The organism is Mucilaginibacter sp. (assembly GCF_028288205.1).
GTDB lineage: Bacteria > Bacteroidota > Bacteroidia > Sphingobacteriales > Sphingobacteriaceae > Mucilaginibacter.
The window spans coordinates 102,125-120,506 of the sequence record NZ_JAQBOD010000058.1; the positions used below are offsets into that span (position 1 = coordinate 102,125).

Annotated in this window: 18 protein-coding genes; all 18 read left to right on the top strand. The window is 33.2% G+C overall.

All coding sequences use genetic code 11. The annotated features are described in order from the left end of the window. The first annotated feature begins 105 nt into the window (after positions 1–105). The 18 genes from asnB (at position 106) to JWR23_RS15000 (ending at position 18,376) form a co-directional block, all read left to right on the top strand. Positions 106–1,893 carry an asparagine synthase (glutamine-hydrolyzing) gene (gene asnB, locus JWR23_RS14915; RefSeq protein WP_299516984.1) on the top strand — a complete coding sequence of 596 codons (1,788 nt, stop codon included), beginning with the start codon at positions 106–108 and terminating at the stop codon, positions 1,891–1,893. Next, complete coding sequence (locus JWR23_RS14920) at positions 1,886–3,016, top strand: glycosyltransferase family 4 protein (RefSeq protein WP_299516986.1); 1,131 nt, start codon at positions 1,886–1,888, stop codon at positions 3,014–3,016. The genes asnB and JWR23_RS14920 overlap by 8 nt, the downstream gene beginning before the upstream one ends. After that, entirely contained in the window at positions 3,000–3,863 is an 864-nt protein-coding gene (locus JWR23_RS14925) for an ABC transporter permease (protein WP_299516987.1), read from the top strand. Before JWR23_RS14920 ends, JWR23_RS14925 begins: the two co-directional genes overlap by 17 nt. Before the next feature lie 101 nt (positions 3,864–3,964). Further along, a complete protein-coding gene (locus JWR23_RS14930; RefSeq protein WP_299516989.1) occupies positions 3,965–5,107 on the top strand; it encodes an ABC transporter ATP-binding protein in 1,143 nt (380 codons plus the stop codon). After that, the gene (locus JWR23_RS14935; RefSeq protein WP_299516990.1) at positions 5,107–5,997 is read left to right on the top strand and encodes an FkbM family methyltransferase; all 891 of its coding nucleotides are present in this window, start codon (positions 5,107–5,109) and stop codon (positions 5,995–5,997) included. Before JWR23_RS14930 ends, JWR23_RS14935 begins: the two co-directional genes overlap by 1 nt. A gap of 12 nt (positions 5,998–6,009) precedes the next feature. After that, positions 6,010–6,924, top strand: coding sequence for a glycosyltransferase family A protein (locus tag JWR23_RS14940; protein WP_299516992.1), 915 nt, complete (start codon positions 6,010–6,012; stop codon positions 6,922–6,924). A 3-nt stretch (positions 6,925–6,927) separates the two neighbouring features. After that, complete coding sequence (locus JWR23_RS14945; protein ID WP_299516994.1) at positions 6,928–7,686, top strand: FkbM family methyltransferase; 759 nt, start codon at positions 6,928–6,930, stop codon at positions 7,684–7,686. A 42-nt stretch (positions 7,687–7,728) separates the two neighbouring features. After that, a complete protein-coding gene (locus tag JWR23_RS14950) occupies positions 7,729–8,625 on the top strand; it encodes an exostosin family protein (protein WP_299516995.1) in 897 nt (298 codons plus the stop codon). Continuing rightward, positions 8,609–9,835, top strand: a complete 1,227-nt coding sequence (locus JWR23_RS14955; protein ID WP_299516996.1) for an acyltransferase — start codon at positions 8,609–8,611, stop codon at positions 9,833–9,835. The genes JWR23_RS14950 and JWR23_RS14955 overlap by 17 nt, the downstream gene beginning before the upstream one ends. Further along, the gene (locus JWR23_RS14960) at positions 9,835–10,767 is read left to right on the top strand and encodes a glycosyltransferase family 2 protein (RefSeq protein ID WP_299516997.1); all 933 of its coding nucleotides are present in this window, start codon (positions 9,835–9,837) and stop codon (positions 10,765–10,767) included. Before JWR23_RS14955 ends, JWR23_RS14960 begins: the two co-directional genes overlap by 1 nt. Further along, a complete protein-coding gene (locus JWR23_RS14965) occupies positions 10,764–11,630 on the top strand; it encodes an alpha-1,2-fucosyltransferase (RefSeq protein ID WP_299516998.1) in 867 nt (288 codons plus the stop codon). The genes JWR23_RS14960 and JWR23_RS14965 overlap by 4 nt, the downstream gene beginning before the upstream one ends. Further along, complete coding sequence (locus JWR23_RS14970) at positions 11,620–12,540, top strand: nucleotide-diphospho-sugar transferase (RefSeq protein ID WP_299516999.1); 921 nt, start codon at positions 11,620–11,622, stop codon at positions 12,538–12,540. The genes JWR23_RS14965 and JWR23_RS14970 overlap by 11 nt, the downstream gene beginning before the upstream one ends. Next, on the top strand, positions 12,537–13,301 hold the full coding sequence (locus JWR23_RS14975; RefSeq protein WP_299517000.1) for a DUF5672 family protein: 765 nt from the start codon (positions 12,537–12,539) through the stop codon (positions 13,299–13,301). Before JWR23_RS14970 ends, JWR23_RS14975 begins: the two co-directional genes overlap by 4 nt. 50 nt (positions 13,302–13,351) lie before the next feature. Further along, the gene (locus tag JWR23_RS14980) at positions 13,352–14,143 is read left to right on the top strand and encodes a bifunctional 2-polyprenyl-6-hydroxyphenol methylase/3-demethylubiquinol 3-O-methyltransferase UbiG (protein WP_299517002.1); all 792 of its coding nucleotides are present in this window, start codon (positions 13,352–13,354) and stop codon (positions 14,141–14,143) included. Between the two features lie 147 nt (positions 14,144–14,290). After that, complete coding sequence (locus tag JWR23_RS14985; RefSeq protein WP_299517003.1) at positions 14,291–15,175, top strand: glycosyltransferase; 885 nt, start codon at positions 14,291–14,293, stop codon at positions 15,173–15,175. A 6-nt stretch (positions 15,176–15,181) separates the two neighbouring features. Continuing rightward, positions 15,182–16,204 carry a glycosyltransferase family 10 gene (locus JWR23_RS14990; RefSeq protein WP_299517004.1) on the top strand — a complete coding sequence of 341 codons (1,023 nt, stop codon included), beginning with the start codon at positions 15,182–15,184 and terminating at the stop codon, positions 16,202–16,204. Continuing rightward, positions 16,197–17,186 carry a glycosyltransferase family 2 protein gene (locus JWR23_RS14995; protein ID WP_299517005.1) on the top strand — a complete coding sequence of 330 codons (990 nt, stop codon included), beginning with the start codon at positions 16,197–16,199 and terminating at the stop codon, positions 17,184–17,186. The genes JWR23_RS14990 and JWR23_RS14995 overlap by 8 nt, the downstream gene beginning before the upstream one ends. Before the next feature lie 308 nt (positions 17,187–17,494). Next, positions 17,495–18,376 carry a putative nucleotide-diphospho-sugar transferase gene (locus JWR23_RS15000; protein WP_299517007.1) on the top strand — a complete coding sequence of 294 codons (882 nt, stop codon included), beginning with the start codon at positions 17,495–17,497 and terminating at the stop codon, positions 18,374–18,376. Positions 18,377–18,382: the final 6 nt, after the last annotated feature.

Here is an 18,382-nt window from a genome sequence, read left to right on the forward strand (position 1 = left end):
CCTTACAAAATTTGCATTAAAAAGCAAAATGCAAATAACTAATAATTAATAGGTTACACACATTACGTGTGACTTACGAGGCGGAGCTATGAATACCCCTTATTTATGTGCAGAATAGCAGGAATTATTTCGAAAAGGTTAACTACAGATGAAATGTTTGCAAAAACAAGCATTATGTGTAATGCCTTAAAGCATGGCGGGCCAGATGATAAAGGTATTTTTTTGGCCGAAAATACTGGCTTGGCATTTGGTCATCGCAGATTATCAATCATTGATTTAAGTACCAATGGGCACCAACCCATGGCTGATATTAATAAAAAAACATGGATAACTTTTAATGGTGAGATTTATAATTATCGCGAATTAAAAGATCAATTGATGAAAATTGGTGCTAAATTTCATTCTAATACCGATACAGAAGTTATTTTGCAGGCTTACCTGCATTGGGGTGTAGCAGCTTTTTCAAAATTCCGTGGGATGTTTGCTTTTGCATTATATGATATTGAAAAAGCTTTAACTTATCTTGTACGTGATGCTATGGGTATTAAACCCTTATATTATCATATTGCAAACGAACAGTTAAGCTTCGCATCAGAAGTAAAGGCGCTGCAATTAGCGCGTATTGCTAATGAAAACAATAAAACATGGTTAATTAAATTTTTAGCTTACGGGCACATTCCTGAACCTGACACTATTTTAAACAATGTATTCAGTCTGCCTAAAGGAAGTTTTTTATGTTGGGATCATAATAACTGTACCCATCATATATCATTATATACCCAATCATCGGTAACCAACCGCATCACAAATATAAAACTCGCAGAAAAAGCCATTAACGAGACATTTAGAGCTGCTATAAACCGTCAACTTATTGCTGATGCACCCATTGGTGTTTTTTTAAGCGGCGGCATAGATTCAAGCGTGGTTACCCTGTTAGCTAATCAACAGCAACAACACGAGCTGAAAACCGTATCGCTTTATTTTAATGAAAAAGAATATGACGAAAGCGCCTATCAACAACAAATCTTTAATAAAATACAAGGAGAAAAATTTACTCACCTAATAACACAGCATGATTTTGAAGAGTGCTTTCCTTATATATTAAGCGCAATGGACATGCCAACTACCGATGGCATTAATACTTGGTTTATAAGCAATTACGCCCATAAAGATGGGTTAAAAGCTGTACTATCGGGCATTGGTGCCGATGAACTATTTGGCGGATATCCTTCATTTAACAGGATAAAATATATCAAATATTTAAGAATGATTCCATCCTCGTTATTAAAAACAACAAATTATTTGGTTGCTGACCCATTAAAAAGGGTAAACTACTTAACCAACAATCATCCATTTGCTGATTATCTTTTTTTAAGAGGATTATTTGCACCTGCTGAAATAGCAGAAATATTAAATTGTGATGAAAAGCAAGTTTATGACGCATTATTCTCAATAGAGAATATTCCTAATCCAGGGCTCACAAACCAGGAAAAAGCAGCCTGGTTTGAAACTAACATCTATATGCAAAATCAATTACTGCATGATACTGATATAATGAGTATGAATAATGGACTGGAAGTTAGGGTTCCATTTTTAGACGAAGACTTTCAAAATGCGATAAACAGTATTTCTTCTGAAATAAGGTTTGATAAAAATCAACCTAAAAAATTGTTGATTGATACTTTTAAAGATATTTTACCGCAATCTGTTTGGAACCGGCCCAAAATGGGTTTTAGCTTTCCTTTACAACAATGGATGCGGCAACACGCTGAAATAAATAACGAAAACTTGTATAGAAACAAAAAAGCAAAAAGTATTATTAAGGATTTTAAAACTGACAAAGTGCATTGGTCTAAAGCCTTTGCACTTTACCAGGTACAACTTCATGCCTAAAAAAATATTTCTTCTTACGTTACAAACATTTAGCTCTACAGGCGGGATACAAAAAATGACCCGCACGCTTGCACATTCGTTGCAGCAAGTAGCTTTACACAATAAATTTAAATTTAAGCTATGGTCTGTTTATGATAACGATAGTGACTTAATGCCTCAATATTTACCACCCGAAAGCTTTAAAGGCTTTAGTGTTAACCGTGGTGCATTTATTGTAAATACGCTTAAAATAGCAGTAACTGCCGATGTTATAATAATAAGCCATATTAACCTGGCCATTATTGGCTTAGGTATTAAAATAATAAATCCAAAATGTAAAGTTTGGCTCATCGCTCATGGCATAGAAGTTTGGCGCCCGTTATCGTTTATCAAAAAATATTTCTTGAAAAAATGCAACAAAATAATTTGTGTAAGCAATTTTACTAAACAAGAAATAATAAAACGGCATAAAATAAATTCTGATAAATGTGCTGTTTTAAATAATGCGGTGGACCCCTTTATGGTGCTTCCAAAAAGCTTTGAAAAACCAAAACATTTGCTTGAAAGATATCAACTAACTACTAATAATGTTATATTATATACTTTAACAAGATTAGCGGCAACAGAACAATATAAAGGATACGAGCAAGTAATAAAAGTTATAAACAAATTAAAGCATACTGTTCCTTCAATTAAATATATTCTTTCGGGCCAGTATGATGCTATAGAAGAAAGACGTATCAAGCAATTAATAAGCGATTATAAAGTTGAGGACCAAATTATTTTAACCGGTTTTATTAATGAAAATGAACTTGCTGATCATTTTTTATTGGCCGACCTATTTATCCTCCCAAGTAAAAAAGAAGGCTTTGGAATTGTATTTATAGAAGCATTAGCTTGTGGCTTACCTGTAATTTGCGGCAATGTTGACGGTAGCCTTGATGCTATAAGAAACGGCGAACTGGGAAGAGCCATTAACCCTGATGATTTAATAGAGCTTGAAAACGCGCTTGCTACCGACTTAAACAGATCATTAACCATAGCCGAACGTAAAAACTTACAGAAACAATGCTTGCATTATTTTAACGAAGATGATTATATAATTAAACTACAACGCTTATTAAACAATGAACCAATTAGCTGAAGAAAATTGGGATATCGAAATTACTCCAAAAAATAACCTTTTTAGCTTAGGCCTAAAGGATGTTTGGCAATACCGCGATCTGCTGGTGCTGCTGGTAAGGCGCGATTTTGTATCATTTTACAAACAAACTATATTAGGCCCCATTTGGTTTTTTGTACAACCTATAATTACCATTCTAATTTATAACCTGGTATTTAATAACCTTGCTAATATAGGAACTGATAAAATACCCGGTCCGGTATTCTACTTAGCCGGTACTATTTTATGGAACTATTTTGCCGATTGTCTAACCAAAACATCAACTGTTTTTAGAGATAATGCTGCTATGCTGGGTAAGGTTTACTTTCCGCGGTTAATAATGCCTTTAAGCATTGTGCTATCCAATTTAATAAGATTTGCTGTGCAGTTTATATTGTTTGTAATACTGATGCTTGTCTATCATTTTAATGGTTCCCTTATTAGGCCTAATATATACATCTTGCTTTTTCCTTTATTAATCATTCTTATTGCAGCATTAGGATTGGGGCTGGGTATGATTATATCAGCAGTTACTACTAAATATCGCGATCTGGCATTTGTAGTAAGCTTTGGTGTCCCCTTGTTAATGTATACAACTACGGTAATTTATCCATTATCCGCGGCAATAATTAAATATCCTGCATATAGCTGGATAATAAAGTTTAACCCTGTTACAGCAATAATAGAGACTTTTAGATATGGTTTTTTAAACAAAGGCAGTTTTAGCTGGGAGCTATTGGCTTATAGCAGTTGTATAACCGTAATTATATTGTTAACAGGTATTATTATTTTCAATAAGGTTGAAAAAACTTTCGTTGATACGGTATAATGAGTAAAGTAATAAAAGTAGAAAACCTTTCAAAAGCCTATCAATTAGGCGATTTTGGCACAGGAACGATATCACGCGATTTGGAACGCTTCTGGGCCAGGATGCGGGGTAAAGAAGATCCATTTTTAAAAATTGGTGAAGTAAATGACCGCACTATTAAAGGCGGGAGTGACGTTGTTTGGAGTTTAAAAGATATAAACTTTGAAATTGAACAAGGCGATGCGGTTGGCATTATAGGCCGTAATGGTGCGGGCAAAAGCACCTTGCTTAAGATTTTGAGCAGGGTAACCTCTCCTACTACCGGCTCTGTAAAAGTTAAAGGGCGCATAGCTAGCCTATTAGAAGTGGGTACCGGGTTCCACCCTGAATTGACAGGTAGAGAAAACATTTATTTAAATGGTGCTATATTAGGCATGCGCAAGGCAGAGATTAAACGCAGGTTTGATGAGATAGTTGATTTTGCCGGCGTTGAACGTTATATTGATACACCCGTAAAACGATATTCATCAGGCATGTACGTTCGTTTAGCCTTTGGGGTTGCCGCACATTTGGAATCAGAGATTTTAGTTGTTGATGAAGTATTGGCTGTTGGCGATGCTGAATTTCAAAAAAAATGCCTGGGTAAAATGAGTGATGTGAGTAAGGGCGAAGGGAGGACGATTTTGTTTGTGAGCCATAATATGGAATCCATACTTAAGTTATGCAAACAAGGCATATATCTTGAAAAAGGCAAATTATTTTCACAGTCGGCAGCAGAAAAAGTCGTTTTTGAATATATCTCAGAGAGCGATCTACCATCAACTAACCAACATACAGAAGATCTTAATAAACACGTTAAATTATTAAAATATGCATTAACCAAGACAAATTATAGAATGTCTGAAAATATAGAATTTTGTATTGAATTATTGTCTTCTTCAATTAATAAGCTATCTGGTTTGTGTATTCTAATATATAACATTTACGAAACAAGAGTAGCCATAATTGATTTAAGATGTGAAGAGTTAGTTGAAATTTCAAAAAAGAAAGGCCATTTATATCTTGAAGGCGTTATGAAAAATATAAATCTTATACCTGGGTCATATACTATGGGTCTTTACCTTAATTCCGAGCTTTGTTCCGGAGATTATTTAAATATTTTAAAAATTCAAATAAGTGAAGATTTACAACAATCTGCTTTTATACAATATCCACCAGAAGTTAGAGGGGTAGCATTTTTTAACCATACGCTAACAATAAAATAATGTTTCCAGAAATATTAAGTCAATCTATAATTAAATTACTGGTTAACACTTTTGACCCTGACAAGAAAGGTACAGCAATAGAAATTGGTGTTGGTACAGACAATTTTTATTCTATTAAGTATAAAGAAGCCGGACTTGAATGTCTTGCAGTTGACCCAATTGCGTATAAACCTTTTTTAAAAATTGCCAAAGAAAGGAATATCCATTTTGAAGAAGCCTGTATTTATGATACAGAAGGTGAAATAACGCTATATAGCAATGAATATTCTGATCTTTCGTCTATTAATAGCGACTGGTGGGGGGTGAACGAAAAAAATCAAAAAAAAGTTAAGTCTATTTTGCTGAAGACATTGCTAATAAAATATAATATTGACAAAATTACTTTCCTAAAAGCAGATACCGAAGGTTCAGAATACGAAATAATTAAACAATTAACAGAATTAGATCAATCAAAATTACCATATATTATAGAGTTTGAATATGGTGGTGGTGCCTTTAAACAAAGTGGCACCGCAGGATGGGATAAAAAATTTTTCGGCAAAGTAATTGCCCTAATACAAACGTTACAAGATCTAAATTATGCACAAGGACTAATTATAGATTCAAATGATATTATGCCTGTTTTTTTTGATTTAAAAACAATTAAAGACCCCAACGAACTATTTAAACCGACTTATGAGTATGGCAATTTTTTAGTTTTTAAGAATCCTATTAACAATGTAGCTGAATTTGAAAGTTTATTATTAAAAACCCAAGCATTTGAACTTAAAAAGTTATTAGATAATTTATATACTGAAAACGCTGCGTTAGGTGTAAAAGTGCTAAAGGCTCAATATTTAAGCCGGATTATAAATAAAGTAAGAAAAATGCTAAAAAGTCTAAACAGATAACCGTTTAAATTTGTGAAAACTATTCTGAAAAAAATATACCAAAATTTTTTTCCTCCTCGCAAAGTAATTCAAAAAACCTACGAGTCTTGGGCTAATAAAAATTATAATCCGGAACCAATAATTTCATTCGTTATACAAACGCATAACAAAAGCCGTACAGTTTTAAAGTTTATTCAAAAACTGAGACAGGTTAAAAATTCTGAAATTATTGTTATAGATGACGGTTCTAAAAAGAAGGAGTCTATATTGCTTTTAGATAAACTAAATGGAGCAAATGAGTTTATTTTAAAAGCGAATGATCTATATGAAGTAATAACTTATGACAGAGCCATTTATTTAAGCCGTGGTAAATATGTGGCATTATTACAGGACGATGATGATTTTACTGATCTGAATTGGGTAAATGACGCGGTAAAGCACTTTGAAAAATTTACTGATCTTGTTTTCTTGGGTGGCAGGTTAGGCATGAACATGCTGCCTTTTGAAACTACTGCAGATAACGTAAGAGGTGAATATGAAGTGGCAAACGGTTATGGACAACGAAAAAACTCTTTTAAATATAAATTTGTAGGGGGAGATATCGAACCTGGCGACTTTAAATTTGCCCAAGTTGTTATTAGGGCCCCCATGTGGGTTAACAGACAATTATTTATTGATAACATTAAACATATAGATCAAACTTTCGCACCTTTCCAATGGGATGATGCTGAAGTATGTCTTAGGGCTTATTCTCTTGGACTTAAAGTTGGCTGGTACAGAACAAATTTCCGGATAGGCGGGAGCGCGTTAGGTGGAATGAGGATTTGGAATACAGATTTGATCCATCGGCAGGATGAAGTTAATGCAAATAAGATATATGCTCTTTACAGCAATAAGTTTCAAAAATTCCAAACGATTATTGATAAAGCCAACGATAATATAAACTAAGAGGTGAAAAAAAACATTCAAAAACACATTTTAAATCTTATTCCGAAAAGGTTGATCAACTATATTTATTATACTCATCCCGAGTATAATAGACAACGCAATGGTCAAATCTCATTTTCGCAGGAGGGTGAAGATATGGTATTAAAAAGGATATTTGGCAATATAAATGAAGGCTATTATATTGATATTGGCGCCCATCATCCATCCTTGTTTTCAAATACAAATTATTTCTATCAAATAGGATGGCGGGGGATAAACATCGAACCGATACCTAAAAGCAAAACTATTTTTGATATAGAAAGGCCAAATGATATTAACCTGGAATTATTGATATCAGAAAAAGAAGGCCTTATTGAATTTTATTTGTTTGAACCATCATTAATGAATACCATTTCTAAAAAACAGGTCGAAGAAAATAAAAAATTTGCCTGGTGTAAATTAGAAGAAATTGTATTAATACACTCGGTACCTTTAGAAAAATTATTAGATGAATACCTGCCTAACGAAACAAAAATAAATTTTATGAGTATTGATGTTGAGGGTGCAGAAATGTCTGTTTTAAAATCAAATAATTGGGAAAAATACCGACCTGAAGTATTGCTTATTGAATCCATTGACATGAGTGTAGAGGAAATAATTGAAACTGAAATGCATAAATTTTTAGGCATGCATTTATACGTTTTTTTTGCTAAAACAGGAAATACGGTATTTTACAAACAAAAAGATTTTTTAATTTCAATTGATAAATTGACTCTATTTTAGCAATTGCTAATTAAATGATTCATCAGTTCCCAACATTATTTAATGAAAGTTTTCATTCTGCATATCCCGTTTTTATTACAACCGAAAAAACAAACATTTCAATATCCCACTCACAACAAAGATTATGGCATTGAGCAGGATTTTTTAATCTGGTTAAAAAAACAAAAGTATATTGTTACTCAAAATCCTGATGAGGCCGATTGGCATTATCTGCCGGTTTATTGGACGCGTTGGCATATTAACCATCATTTTGCTGCAAACAGAGAAGGCCTTGACGAATTACAAGCTGTGATTGACAAAATAATTATTGATAATGCCAAAACATTTACAATAAGCCAGTTTGACGGCGGCACATTGTTAAATAACGGCAAAATGGTGGTATTTACGGCTGCACGCACCATTAACGATGGTATAGACATACCTATCCTCTGTAGCCCGCATCGTAAACCGCCAGTCCCTATTAAAAAAAATTATATCGCAAGTTTTAACGGATCGTTTGAAACACATCCGATACGTGTTGAAATGCAAAAAAAATATAAAGATAGTGATGATATACTAATTGCCGGGGGGATGCCTACCCGTTTTTATAAACGTTGGTTTTGGGCTAAAAACTACAATTTAAACACAATGGCATCATACATAGCGTTATGCCCTCGTGGAACCAGTTGCAATTCGTTCCGCTTTTTTGAAGCTATGCAGTTAGGCACTGCGCCATGCTTAATTGGCGATATGGATGTCCGGCCTTTTAAAAATTTTATACCCTGGGATGAAATGAGTTATTATGTATCATCTGTTGATGAATTAGATAGCTTATTAAAAAGCTTCGATAAAAAAGAAGCCATTGAAAAAGGCAAAAAGGCCTATCAATATTGGAAAAATGAATTGTATTACCAAAAGTGGTGTAAGTATATAATCAAAGAACTTGAGCAACTCAATTAATAAATTAGATTATATACCAGGTTTAGATGGCATACGTGCTTTAGCAGCATTCCTCGTAATTTCTACCCACTGGCCAAATAATAGCATTTCATTAAAATTTGGATGGATAGGTGTAAATATTTTTTTTGTATTGTCTGGGTTTTTAATAACCCGGATATTGGTAAATGAAAAAAGTAAGGATTTTAAGCCCTATATCCGTAACTTCTTTTTTAAGCGTGCATTAAGAATTTTACCAATTTATTATTTGTTTTTTCTTGTTACTACACTAATAATTTTATTCACCTATTGGTTTATACCTGTGCTTTCACATAATGAAGTGATTCTTTCAGCTATAAACTCTATCAAATATGATCTGCCTGCTTATTTAACATTTACATTCAACACAAAATTGAATTTAGCCTACTTTTTTAATTGGCATATTTCCAGCAATCATTTTTCTGGTCATGTATGGTCATTAGCTGTTGAGGAGCAATTTTATCTTATATTTCCATTTATTGTTTATTTTTCAGATACCAGGACATTAAAAAAAATAATAATTTCAATTATAATTATTTGCCCGCTTATGAGGCTATGGGCTGCAATTGTTGGCGTACATTTAGTTACAAATAGTTATTGGCTTGGTGAATTTTTTTATACTAACACTTTTTGTCAGGCTGATGCTTTGGCAACAGGGGCACTATTGGCTTTGTTCCCAATAAAGATCAGATTTCCCTATCTCAATTTTTTTATAGTTTTAACAATATGCATTGCTGTTGGCTTAACATGCTTATTTTTTTTACGTAAAGCCGGATATTTTTTAGTTGCCGGCAAAAGTCTCGGTTTTGATTTTCCGGGTTATTGGTTTGTTGAAAAAACATCTTGGTTTTTTATAAATATCAGGGCTTTTTACCAATATACGCTTGTTAATTTATTTGCATTTGTCTTAATTGCTCCAGCTATTGTAAAAAAACCTATTTTTCCGTCAATTTTTACATCAAAACCTATAATTTATTTGGGTAAGATATCTTACGGAATTTACTTATTTCACAGTCCTATTTTAGCATTTTTTATGTTAGCCGCTACTTTCTTTGGCGGTTGGGTTATTATAACTTCAAACCCTGTAATTGATCTATGTTTTTTCATTGTCTACCTGGCTATAGTTATAATAATGGCCCATTTAAGCTATAAATACTTTGAGCGAAGACTTATTAATAAATATGCTGATAAGTAATGGAAAATATTAGTTTTTTTATACCGGCCTACAATTGCGCTGATACTATTATTGAATCCGTTAATTCAATAATAGAAACCAATTTTAAAATTGGTGACGAACTAATTATTGTTAATGACTGTTCAACAGATGAAACCGGAGAAACTTTAAAAGATCTGAAAAAAAAGTATCCTGAAATAATCCTGATAGCGCATAACAGAAATAAAGGCGGTGCCGCCGCCAGAAATACGGCAGTAGACAATGCAAAGCATGAGCTATTATTCTGCCTGGATGCTGATAATGTATTAGCGCCCAATAGTATTAAACCATTAAAAGAATATTTGATAGGTTGCAATGCGGATGTTGCATCATTTCAATATCAGCATTTTTTTACGTCTGATAAGTTAAAACCCGATTATATATGGACCCTCCCGGATGGTGAATTTGATAGGGGGATGTATTTAACAGATGGGAACACACCCGGCCAGCATGGCAATTACTTATTTACCAAACAAAGCTGGGTTAATGCACGTGGTTATGCAGAAGGAACCGGAGCACTTGATACCTGGACTTTTGGCTTAAGACAGGCTATTACCGGTGCAAAAGCGGTAATATTAAAAGACACTTATTATTACCATCGGTTAGATCATCAAAACTCATACTGGATGCGTGATGCCGAAGCTAATTTATGGTCGGTATCAATGAAGGCTACTTTAGCATTATATCCATTTTTTGATAGGATAGATGAAAAATATCTGGATTATATGTTAGGTAAAGGCCGCTACAGTTGGTTCCACAGCCGCGGCAAAAAGCCCATAAAATTAGTAACTGCCGAATCGAAAAAAAAATTCTATACCAACTTACAACAAAAAACCGTGAAGCGTATTTATCCGAAACTTACGGTTATAGATAGAGCCATCAATAAAATCAAAAGGATGATTTTTACTAAATGATAGCAGTGAAATTAGAAGGCAGGCTTGGCAATCAGCTTTTTCAATATGCTTTTATATATGCTGCTGCAAAAAAACTGCAAACCAATTTTTATCTCGATAAGAGTGTGGATTATCTTTTGCTAAATAAATACTTTAACATTGAAGATGATTTTTGTAATGGGCTTGATAGCCATATATTCTCAATTAAAGGCTATAAAAATATTTTCAGCCACTACGCCAGATGGCTATTTTATTATTTATTGAAGAATTTACTTTTTCTTCGCAACGAAATGTTTTCAAATTATGAATCGCCGGCATCACAACTTCACAAAATCAGAAACAATTGCCTTTATACAGGGTATTTTCAATCAGAAGAATATTTTTTAAGCTACAAGGATGATATAAAACGGCTATTTACCATACAGAATATTTACACAAAAAAATTTGAAACTATCTTTCTGTCACTACCCAAAAATCTCAAATATATCATCGTGCATGTTCGTCGTGGTGATTATATTGCAGAGCGCGTAGCATTAAACACAGATTATTATCATAAGGCCATTAATAGTATACATCATGAAGATAATTATTATGTCTTTATTTCTGACGATATAGCATTTGTAAAAACAGAGTTTGGTTATTTAGATAATAAATACATATCAGAAAACGATGAAATAACAGATTTTCAGTTTTTAATCAATGCCGACATCTGTATATTATCAAATAGTTCATTTAGCTGGTGGGGAGCTTGGTTAAATAATAAAACTGAAAAAAAAGTGATCGCTCCTGAGTTTTGGTTAGGACAAAATACAGCACATGAATACCCCAAAGGGGTATTCATGAAAGAATGGACATTGATAAATGCTGAATCTTATGCCGGTTAATACACCCGTTCTTTTTCTTGTCTTTAATAGGCCGCAGTTAACTGCAAGTGTTTTTGAGGCTATTAAAAAAGCACGCCCCACCCAACTATTTATTGCAGCTGATGGACCAAGGAAAGACAAAAATGAGGATAACTTGTGTACCCAGGTTAGACTAATAGCGACCCAGGTTGATTGGCCATGCGAGGTACATACTTTATTTAGAGAAGAAAATTTGGGTTGTGGAAAGGCTGTAAGCGAGGCCATTACCTGGTTTTTTGATCATGTGGAACAGGGTATTATTTTAGAAGATGATTGTTTGCCAAATGAAAGTTTTTTTGATTTCTGTGAGGTCATGTTAAAAAGATACCAAAATGATACTCATATCATGATGATAAGTGGCACAAGCTATCAACCTACGCCTCTCAATTCAAATTCATATTATATATCAAAATATGTGCATGTATGGGGTTGGGCCACTTGGAGAAGAGCCTGGAAATTATATAGTTTTGAGCTTAAAGGCTTTAACAAAAATGCGTGTACTAAAATGCTTAAACGAACATTCCCGATAGAGCGGGAGCGCGTACTTTGGTTAAGCAATTTTAGCCATATATTAAATGGATTTGACACTTGGGATTATCAATGGATGTACTGCATATGGAATAATAGTGGCGTTTGTGTAATACCATGGCGAAACATGATTTCAAATATCGGTTTTGGGCCGGATGCAACTCATACACTTTCAGAAAACTCTACTCATGCAAAAATGAAACAGTTTGATCTCTTGAATGTAATTCATCCGCAAAATACATTGCCTGATAATGGGGCCGACAGATTTATGAGATATAATGTAATAATTGATTCTCCTTTCAAACATTTCAAACAAAAATTACGCACACTGCTAAAAAAAATATTAATACGTTATAACAAATGAGTAATTATCCTGTAGCTGTTATAATTCCAATTTATAAGAAAGAATTAAATTATTTCGAGATCATATCTTTAAAACAATGCTTTAAAATATTTTCACAATATCATATAATTTTTGTTGCTCCTCCTGATATTGATTTTAAAGTCTATTTTGCTATATGCACTGCTAAATATCAGATTGTTCATTTTAAAACCAAATATTTTCAGAGTATTAAAGGATACAATGAGTTAATGCTATCTGCTGATTTCTATAAAACATTTTTGAGTTTTAAATTTATTCTTATATACCAGTTGGATGCTTTTGTTTTTAAAGATGAACTAATTTACTGGTGTAAACAGAATTATGATTTTATTGGGGCTCCGCACCCTCAGTACGACAATCTTAACAGAGAAATGCAGTTCTTAAAAAATTATAGTAAAGTGTTAATGTTGTTAAAAACAAAATGGAGAATTAATCATAAAATTAGCAACGTTGGAAATGGCGGATTATCATTAAGAAAAACAAAATCATTTTATCTACTATTAAAAATATTAAAAAACAAAGCTAAAAACTGGCCCTATAACGAGGATAGCTTTTTTGAATATTGGGGCAATTTATTCTATCCATTTTTTAACTTACCAACAGATGATGTTGCCCTTAGGTTTTCGATTGAGACATTACCAAAAGAATCTTTAAAAAAATTAAATTATGATTTGCCATTCGGATGCCACGCTTTTGAAAAATATGATTGGCAAACTTGGAAACCATACATCATAAATGAATGATAAAAAATCAATCTTATAAATTTATTGAATAAAATATAAAATAAGCCCATATGAAAAAATCATGGTCAGGAGAACGTTTGGAAACATTTGTTTTCAATTCAATAACTATAGAACATCTTCATCGATATGGAATTGTACTATCATATATTGAAAACAAGATAGTATTAGATATTGCTTGTGGAGAAGGATATGGGAGTAATCTATTATCATCTAAAGCAACACAAGTGATAGGTGTAGATATCGATTTGGATACAATTGAGGAGGCAAGAAAAAAATACAATGCTTCTAATTTAACTTTTATACTCGGATCCACTGATAAAATACCAGTTAAAAATTCATATGTAGATGTTGTAATAAGTTTTGAAACCATTGAGCATCATGACAAACATGAAGAAATGATGAATGAAATTAAACGAGTATTAAAACCCGATGGAATTTTAATTATTTCCTCTCCTGAAAAAACTGGTGAAATAAGTTCTAATCCATTTCATATCAAAGAATTATCAAAGAAGGAATTTACCAATTTAATAGGTAAATATTTTAAATATCATAAGATTTATAGTCAAAAAATCGTACATGGTTCACTTATAACTTCTGAAAAAGGAAATAATACCACATTTGAATATCAAAGTGGTGATTTTGAAAAAATCACCACATACAAAGAAATGCCTAATAATGTATATAATATATGCATTGCAAATGACAAATTTGAAATAAGTTTACCCTCTTCTTTCTTTGATGGTAATGACATTTTATTGCAAAATATATTACATCCATATATAAACTCTCGACCTTACAGATTAATCAACTTTATAAAAAAACTACTGTTTTTTTGGAGATGAACATTGATATTATAATTCTTTCCTATGCAAAAATGAGCGTTTAAAAAATCTTACGGTTCAAATCATAATTATATTTAGATAAAGTTTGAGGTTCTCACCACCAAAATAAGATTGTTATTAAACTATAAGCAACCATAAACAATTTAAATGCAATTCAACCTTTCCTACATTATAGCAACCCGCAACCGCTTGCCTTTTTTAAGAATCACTTTAGAAAAACTAATTAGTGAATTGGATGAAAATGAAGAAATTGTAGTAGTTGACGGCAACAGCACCGATGGCTCTAAAGAATACCTTAGTCAACTTTTTGAGGCGGGGAAAATACACCAGTTTATTTCAGAGCCTGATAAAAACCAGGCCCATGCCTGGAATAAAGCAATGTTAATGGCTAAGGGCACCATCATTAAAAAGATTATTGATGACGATGTGTTTTGTTACAATGCTATCAGGGAGTGTAAAAATTACATGCTGCAAAATCTTGATGTTGATGTAATAATATCTAATGACCTTGTAAGCAGTTTAGATAATTATAAAAACATACAAAAACAAAGTCGCCTGTTGCAATTTGAAAAATGGAAAAAGGGACCTATCCCCTCTTTTACCTTTGGTGATGTGCATAAGCTAATAAGACGCAGCTCATTAGCTTATATAGGGCTATATAATACGGCTTATGCAATGATGGATTGGGAGTATTCGTTAAGGATCAGCTATTTAAAATGTAATATTACTTATTATACCGGCTATAATGCGCTTACTGTTGGTCACGATCAAACCGTGACATCGTTGCGAAACGAAACTTCAATAGTTGAGCAGGGCAAACGGGCAATGGTATTTTACGAATATGCGGGCGATGATGCGGAGATTAGCTATTGGTCTAAAATAAAAATTGCTATTGGTAAGCTTATTTATAAAAAAGCAGCAGCTAACATCGTCAACACGGCCGATATTAGCATGATTTACAAATATTACTACGACCACATTGCCGCTGTTAATAAACCGGACGACTTTACTTTTTTAGAAAGCCATAAATAGTACAATTTGCCTAAACCGATTATAAATATCCGTTTCCAAAACGGCCTTACTTTTCAAACTTTTAAAAAAGAGGTTTTTGATATAAACGGCGTATCAGCATTGTTTGATTTTGAAGAAGCTGACGATCCTGATTTTATTGTGTTTGGGCCTTATGGCAACGATATTCCACCAAAGGGTAATTATATCCGCATTGGCTATTTCTGCGAAAACATTAAGCCAGATCTATCAATTTGTGAATGGGCGTTTGGCATACCAAAGGAAGAAGAGGTAAATGACCCTTGTTACAAAAGGATACAATGGCACGGCACCAATCCTCAATCCTTAATAAAACCTGCCAACCACAATTCCGAAGAAATAGATACAGGCAAGAAGTTTTTTTGTAATTTTTTGTATTCGCATCACGTATTTTATCGCGAAGAGTTTTTCAGGCAATTATCAAAATATAAAAAGGTTGACGCACCCGGTAAATCAATGAAAAACATGCAAACCATTGATGAGATATATAAGGGGGATATATGGGAACGAAAACGGCAATTTTTAGCTGATTATAAATTCACCATCGCTTTTGAAAATTGTGTATATCCCGGCTATCAAACAGAAAAACTTTATGATGCTATGTTAACCAACAGCATTCCAATATACTTTGGCGACCCTTTTATTGGCGAAATATTTAATACAGCCAGTTTTATAAATGCTACCGATTACTTAACTATAAAATACAAATGGCTGCTTAATTTACTCCAAAAAATTAGTCAACCAGATTTTACAGATATAAGACCTGCATTTTATAAAAATCCGTTACATAAAATAAAAAGAAAATTAAAGATTTGGGGGCGTGATATCATGATGCGTATACATTTAAAAAGTATAAACTTTAAACCTTTAATTATACGAATACAGGAAGTAGATACTGACAGGGATGAATATATTAAAATGTTGCAGCAACCCTGGCTTACTGATAATAAATTACCGGTAAATACATTATTGAAAAACAGGTGGATTGAAATATTTGAAAGCAACAATGAATGAAGCTTTAGTTTCAATTATTATACCTGTTTACAATGCAGAAAACTATCTGGCCGAAACTATTAAATCGGCATTGGAACAAACATGGCAAAACAAAGAGATTATTATTGTTGATGATGGTTCTACCGATAATTCATTATATATAGCCAGGAACTTTGAATGTGACTTGGTAAAAGTTTTATCCCAACAAAATAAAGGTGCGTCAGCAGCTCGTAATACTGGTTTAAAAGAAGCTAAAGGCGAATATATTCAATTTCTGGATGCCGACGATCTGTTAAGTAACAATAAGATAGAAGTTCAAATAAACCTGCTACTAAATCTGCGCGGGTACCTCGCATTATGTGTCACGGTTCATTTCCAAAATGGAACTGAGCCAACCAGCTTACTTATACGGCATGATTGGTATGCCGAAGGCAGCGATAATCCTGCTGATTTTTTAATAAAGCTATATGGAGGAGGACTTATTGGCCCAACTTATGGCGGAATGATACAACCAAATGCATGGCTTGTTCCAAACGACGTTATTACAAAAGCCGGATTTTGGAACGAGGATTTGACTGTGGATGACGATGGTGAATTTTTTTGCCGGGTAGTATTGGCTTCAAGGGGAATAACATATGCAGCTGACGCTGTAAACTATTACCGTAAATTTAATACTTCTAACAGTTTAAGCGGGCAAAAGGATCGTCAAGCCTCATCTAGTATTTTAAAGTCAACTGATTTGAAAGCCAGTTATTTGTTATCCCGTACAGATAACCATAATGCAAAGATGGCATTAAGTAGGCTTTATTACGAAAACGCTTTTAGTTTTTATCCAAAGTATATGGACCTAGCTCTTGAAGCTGAAAAAAAAGGCAAAGCATTAACACCAGATTTCTCAATTAATCCGTATAATAGCGGAGCAACTTTGATATTATCAAAACTAATTGGCTGGAAAGCTGTACGTTATTTGCAATATTTAAAAGATCAGACATTTCACAAATGAAAAATATTATTGAGCGTTTATCAACTCCCCCAACCATATCTTAAACCAAATAAAACAAATTCCTGTTGAATTTCACGATTTTCTAATTCATAGTGACGAATATAAAATAGCTATGCACAAAGCTATTGCTAAGTTAAAACAGAATAATTTTATAGTGGCAAGATTTTCTCCTTATGATTTTCGGGAGATATTATGTATCAATAAAAGTTTGATCAGGCTAACGTTCCGGCAAAAAGTAAGGCTATATCTCATCCATCCTTTTTTACGCAATATGATATTTTTCCATACTGTAGTACGAGATCTTTTCAATGCTCATAAATAAAATAAAAAACAGCCTGGCATTTAGGTTGCCGATCATTTATAAATTGATAATTTCCTATTTTTATGTCAGTGCCATTCGTCGTAAATCAATTATAACAAACGAATATACACTGGTAATGATGTGCGGCATCAGGCAATTGCCCATGCTGAAAGTCTGTTTAAGAAGCATTTATAAACAATTTTCCAACTTACCCCATATTATCCTTTTCACCGATTTGAGTTCAGATATGGATCAGTTTAAAAAAGCATTAAGCCTGTTCCCGGCGGGCAGTATCAGTATTGTAAGCGGATATGACTGTATAAACCATCATAGGAGGAATAAAAAAAATCAACTGGTTTCATTTGCCGAAAAAAATCCAATGGGTTTAAAGCTTGCAACCATACTGCAGACGCTCGAAAGCAAGAAATCGGTATTATATTGTGATACCGATGTGATTTGGTATGGCGATCCTTATGCCATAATTCATCAGCATATCACAAATCCGAATTTTGATATGGCCATGTCTGAAGATTTTCAGGCTGCTTACGACAAACATTTAATTGATAACGCGAACCTGATTAAACTATATGATAAACCTTATTTTTGTGCAGGAATACTGCTTATTAAGGAATTGTCCGTAAACAATCAGGAAACTTTAAATCGTCTTTTAGAAACTGTTAGCGAAAAATCAGATCATTTTAGCGAACAAACTATATTTGCATTTTTAAACCGCGAAAGCAATAATATACTGCTTGATAAAAACAAGTTTGTTATTAGAACAGACGATCAGTTTCAAATAAAACCTAAACGGGTACCAGGAATATTAGCCCGTCACTATACTGGTCCAGTAAGACACATTTTCTGGAGAGATGCTTTTTTTCGTATCTGAACCTGC

Excerpts from the sequence above, each read along its gene's own strand:
- JWR23_RS14970 (WP_299516999.1), top strand. The coding sequence starts at position 11,620 with ATGCCGGTTAATACACCCGTTCTTTTTCTTGTCTTTAATAGGCCGCAG.
- JWR23_RS14960 (WP_299516997.1), top strand. The coding sequence starts at position 9,835 with ATGGAAAATATTAGTTTTTTTATACCGGCCTACAATTGCGCTGATACT.
- JWR23_RS14965 (WP_299516998.1), top strand. The coding sequence starts at position 10,764 with ATGATAGCAGTGAAATTAGAAGGCAGGCTTGGCAATCAGCTTTTTCAA.
- JWR23_RS14980 (WP_299517002.1), top strand. The coding sequence starts at position 13,352 with ATGAAAAAATCATGGTCAGGAGAACGTTTGGAAACATTTGTTTTCAAT.
- asnB (WP_299516984.1), top strand. The coding sequence starts at position 106 with ATGTGCAGAATAGCAGGAATTATTTCGAAAAGGTTAACTACAGATGAA.
- JWR23_RS14950 (WP_299516995.1), top strand. The coding sequence starts at position 7,729 with ATGAAAGTTTTCATTCTGCATATCCCGTTTTTATTACAACCGAAAAAA.
- JWR23_RS14995 (WP_299517005.1), top strand. The coding sequence starts at position 16,197 with ATGAATGAAGCTTTAGTTTCAATTATTATACCTGTTTACAATGCAGAA.
- JWR23_RS14930 (WP_299516989.1), top strand. The coding sequence starts at position 3,965 with ATGCGGGGTAAAGAAGATCCATTTTTAAAAATTGGTGAAGTAAATGAC.
- JWR23_RS15000 (WP_299517007.1), top strand. The coding sequence starts at position 17,495 with ATGCTCATAAATAAAATAAAAAACAGCCTGGCATTTAGGTTGCCGATC.
- JWR23_RS14975 (WP_299517000.1), top strand. The coding sequence starts at position 12,537 with ATGAGTAATTATCCTGTAGCTGTTATAATTCCAATTTATAAGAAAGAA.
- JWR23_RS14925 (WP_299516987.1), top strand. The coding sequence starts at position 3,000 with ATGAACCAATTAGCTGAAGAAAATTGGGATATCGAAATTACTCCAAAA.
- JWR23_RS14985 (WP_299517003.1), top strand. The coding sequence starts at position 14,291 with ATGCAATTCAACCTTTCCTACATTATAGCAACCCGCAACCGCTTGCCT.
- JWR23_RS14920 (WP_299516986.1), top strand. The coding sequence starts at position 1,886 with ATGCCTAAAAAAATATTTCTTCTTACGTTACAAACATTTAGCTCTACA.
- JWR23_RS14935 (WP_299516990.1), top strand. The coding sequence starts at position 5,107 with ATGTTTCCAGAAATATTAAGTCAATCTATAATTAAATTACTGGTTAAC.